Here is a 3,642-nt window from a genome sequence, read left to right as displayed (position 1 = left end):
AAATATAATGGTCAGGACAGCGAAATCAGCGCCTTACTTGGGAAATGTGGGACAACAGCGGCGCGGGGGACGGGAACGGCCTTCGCGCTCCGAAACCCGCACCGAGCCCCATCGGACAGCGGCGAGGGCTAGATAATAGGTCGCCTCCCGGCGGGGAAGGCGAAGGGGAAATCGGGAAAATGACGTCGCCGTCAGATTCTGCGCTCGCCAGCGTGGACACGCTAGCGCTGGAATTTTGCCGCGCCGCGTGATGGAGTATTTTTTGGAGTCGACACTAAAATTCGCGCTCAGGCGCCGGGAAGGAATAAAATGAGCGACGTGAGCCCTTTGGACGACCTGGCTCTGGACTTCGATCCGGACGCCCTGCGCGCGAAGTACCAGCAGGAACGGGATAAGCGGGTCCGCAAGGACGGCAACAGCCAGTACGTCGAGGTGAAGGGCCAGTTCGCCCACTTCGTCGACGACCACTATGTCGAGCCCGGCTTCAGCCGTGCGCCGCTGACGGACGACGTCGAGTTGGTGATCATCGGCGGCGGCTTCGGCGGCCTCCTGATGGGCGCCCGGGCTCGCGAGGCCGGCATCAAGGACATCCGCGTCATCGAGGCGGGCGGCGACTTTGGCGGGACCTGGTACTGGAACCGCTATCCTGGCGCCCAGTGCGACATCGAGGCCTACTGCTACCTGCCGCTGGTGGAGGAGCTGGGGTACATGCCCAAGGAGAAGTACTCCTTCGCGCCCGAAATCTACGAGCACTCCCAGCGCATCGCCAAGCACTACAATCTGTACGAAAACGCCTGCTTCCAGACCAAGGTCACAGAACTGCGCTGGGACGAGGACGCCGCGCGCTGGATCATCTCCACGGACCGCGACGACAGGATGCGCGCGCGTTTCGTGGTCATGGCCACCGGGCCGCTGAACCGCCCGAAGCTGCCGTCCATCCCCGGCATCACCGACTTCGAAGGCCACACCTTCCACACCAGCCGCTGGGACTACAACTACACCGGCGGCAGCCACGCCGGCGGCCTGACCAAGCTGGCGGACAAGCGAGTGGCGATAATCGGTACGGGCGCGACGGCGATTCAGTCTGTGCCGCACGTGGGCGCCAGCGCCAAGCACCTCTACGTCTTCCAACGCACCCCGTCGTCCGTCGATCTGCGCGGAAACAAGCCCACCGATCCGGAATGGGCGAAGTCGCTGAAGCCTGGCTGGCAGCGCGCGCGCCGCGAAAACTTCAACAACATGGTCATCGGCCTGCCGGTCGAGGAGGACATGGTCAACGACGGCTGGACCGACATCTTCCGCAACCTTAGCCGAGCCGCCAAGACCAAGCGCGCGAAGGAACTGTCCCGCCGCGAAGCCGCCCTCCTGACCGAGATCGCCGATTTCGAGAAGATGAACGGCATCCGCTCGCGGGTCGACAACACGGTCACCGACCCGGCCGTCGCCGAGGCGCTGAAGCCCTGGTATCGCCAGTTCTGCAAGCGGCCGACCTTCAACGACGACTACCTGCCGACCTTCAATCGCCCGAACGTGACGCTGGTCGACACTTCAGACAGCCAAGGTGTCGAGCGGATCACCAAGACCGGCATCGTGGCGGGCGGCGTCGAGTATCCCGTCGACTGCATCATCTTCGCCACCGGCTTCGAGGTCGGTACGGCGTGGACCCGGCGCGCCGGCTACGACCTGATCGGCCAGGGCGGCAAGACCCTCAGCCAGTACTGGTCGGACGGGATGAAGACCTACCATGGGTTCTCGGTCCACGGCTTCCCGAACTGCTTCATCCTGGGCCAGTCGCAAAACGGCGGCTCGGTGAACCTGACCTCGGTGCTGGACGACCAGGCCCAGCACGTCGCCTACATCGTCCGTCAAATTGAAGAACGGGGCGCGCGGTACTCGCATCCCAAGAAGGAAGCCGAGACCGCGTGGGTGGACGAGATCAACCGCCTCTCGGTGGTGGCCGCCCGCTTCCTGCAGTCCTGCACGCCGGGCTACTACAACGCCGAGGGTCACTTCGGCGAAGAGGGCAGCGGCACGTTGGGCGGCGGCGGTTACGCCCCTGGCATCAACGCCTTCAACGCCCTGATGGCCAAGTGGCGCGAGACGGGCGACATGGAAGGCCTCGAAGTCGTGAAGTAAAAGCGGCGGCGGGGCTCGCGTCCGACTCGCGGCGCGAACCCCGTCTGCCTCAGATATCCAGGTCCGCCAGGGCGAACTCGGCGTTTTCCTGGATGAACTGGAAGCGCAGCTCCGGCTTGCGGCCCATCAGGGCCTCTACCAGGCTCTCCACCGGCTCCTCGGCGCGCGGCAGGGTGACCTTCGCCAGGGTCCGGGATTTCGGATCCATGGTGGTCTCCTTCAACTGGGCCGGCATCATCTCGCCCAGGCCCTTGAAACGGCTGATCTCCGGCTTCTTGCCCTTGAACTCGGTGGCGAGCAGTTCGTCGCGATGGGCGTCGTCGCGGGCGTAGGCCGACTTGCCGCCGTGGCTGATCCGGTAAAGCGGCGGCAGGGCCAGGAAGAGGCGCCCGCCACGGATCATGTCCGGCATGGTCCGGTAGAAGAAGGTGATCAGCAGGCTGGCGATGTGGGCGCCGTCCACATCGGCGTCGGTCATGATGATGATGCGGTCGTAGCGCAGGTCTTCGTCCTTGAACTTGGACCCGGCCTGCACGCCCAGCGCCAGCAGCAGGTCGCTGAGTTCCTTGTTCCCGCCGAACTTGTCGATCGAGGCGGAAGCCACGTTCAGGATCTTGCCCCGCAGGGGCAGGATCGCCTGGGTCTTGCGGTCACGGGCCTGCTTGGCCGAGCCGCCGGCAGAGTCGCCCTCGACCAGGAACAGCTCGGTGCCGCCCATGGCCGAGCCCGCGCAGTCGGCCAGCTTGCCGGGCAGCCGCAGCTTGCGGGTGGCGGAGGCGCGGGCGACCTCCTTGTCGCGGCGGCGCTTCAGCCGCTCCTCGGCGCGTTCGACCACGAATTCCAGGAGCGCGCTGGCGGCCTTAGGCTGGGCGGTCAGCCAGTGGTCGAAGGGGTCGGCCAGCGCCTTCTCCACCAGCTTCTGCGCGTCCGAGGATGAGAGCCGCTCCTTGGTCTGTCCCTGGAACTCGGGGTTGGCCACGAAGACACTGACGAGGGCGCCTGCCTGGGAGACCACGTCATCGGCGGTGATCAGACCGCCGCGCTTCTCGCCGGTGAGCTCGGCGTACTGCTTCAGGCCGCGGGTGAGCACGGCGCGGAAGCCCGCCTCGTGAGTGCCGCCCTCCGGCGTAGGCACGGTGTTGCAGTAGGACTGCATGAAGCTGTCGGCCTCGCCGAAGCCGGCTGGCGTCCAGGCCACCGCCCACTCGACCTTGCCGGTCTCGCCCGGCCGCGACCAGCGCCCGGCAAAAGGCTCCGGGGTCACCGTCTCCAGGTCCTTGATCCGCTCGGCCAGGAAGTCGGCCAGGCCGTTGGGAAAGCGGAACGTCGCCTCCGCGGGCGTCTGGTCGTGAATGCGTGCGGGGTCGCACTTCCAGCGGATCTCGACGCCGCCGAACAGGTAGGCCTTGGAGCGCGCCATCCGGTAGAGCCGGGCCGGCTTGAACGCCACGCCCTCTCCGAAGATCACCGGGTCGGGCATGAAGCTGATCTGGGTGCCCTTCTTGC

At 66.1% G+C, this 3,642-nt stretch carries 2 protein-coding genes; one reads left to right on the top strand and one right to left on the bottom strand.

Features of this window, described 5'->3' with window-relative positions:
* The first annotated feature begins 309 nt into the window (after positions 1–309).
* Positions 310–2,136, top strand: coding sequence for an NAD(P)/FAD-dependent oxidoreductase (locus QZV94_RS23950; RefSeq protein WP_293682821.1), 1,827 nt, complete (start codon positions 310–312; stop codon positions 2,134–2,136).
* A 49-nt stretch (positions 2,137–2,185) separates the two neighbouring features.
* Here the strand turns inward: QZV94_RS23950 and QZV94_RS23945 are convergent.
* The coding region (locus QZV94_RS23945) for a toprim domain-containing protein (RefSeq protein WP_293682819.1) at positions 2,186–3,642 on the bottom strand (1,457 nt) is incomplete at its 5' end.

This window comes from uncultured Phenylobacterium sp. (assembly GCF_902826855.1).
Classification (GTDB): domain Bacteria; phylum Pseudomonadota; class Alphaproteobacteria; order Caulobacterales; family Caulobacteraceae; genus Phenylobacterium.
This window is presented reverse-complemented; position numbering and strand designations above follow the sequence as displayed.

Excerpts from the sequence above, each read along its gene's own strand:
- QZV94_RS23950 (WP_293682821.1), top strand. The coding sequence starts at position 310 with ATGAGCGACGTGAGCCCTTTGGACGACCTGGCTCTGGACTTCGATCCG.